The sequence below is a fragment of the Staphylococcus pasteuri genome (assembly GCF_030547725.1).
GTDB classification, from domain to species: Bacteria; Bacillota; Bacilli; order Staphylococcales; family Staphylococcaceae; genus Staphylococcus; species Staphylococcus pasteuri.
The window spans coordinates 1-349 of sequence record NZ_JAUOQO010000096.1 but is presented as its reverse complement, the minus strand read 5'-3'; the positions used below and the strand labels follow the sequence as shown (position 1 = coordinate 349).

General features: G+C 33.0%; 1 protein-coding gene. It reads right to left on the bottom strand.

Translation table 11 applies throughout. The features are described 5' to 3' along the window. Positions 1-291: ABC transporter permease (locus Q4528_RS12940; RefSeq protein ID WP_303521888.1), on the bottom strand; the 291-nt coding region annotated here is incomplete at its 3' end. Positions 292-349 lie beyond the last annotated feature (58 nt).

Sequence of the window (349 nt, the reverse complement as noted above, 5' to 3'; positions counted from 1 at the left end):
AATATCAACAGGCAAATAATTAATTGGCATTAAGGTTCCAGATAATATCAATAAAGGTAACATACAAATTTTTACTATACGCCCAATGTCAGTATACAGAGTATTAAGCACTGAAAAAACCATCCCACTAGCAAGGCCAATCATCCATAAAGTACACCAGACATATATAGATTCCATTGAATCATCAGGAAGGAAATCGAAACGCAACCAAGCTCCTAAAAATATGAATATAAGAAAAATTATAGTTTTTATCAGTCCTTCAAGTGCACACCTTACTATGACTGTATCCACAGGTAAGACCTGTCTATAATTAAATAAACCTTTATTAGAGTCTATAGCACCTAAAGAC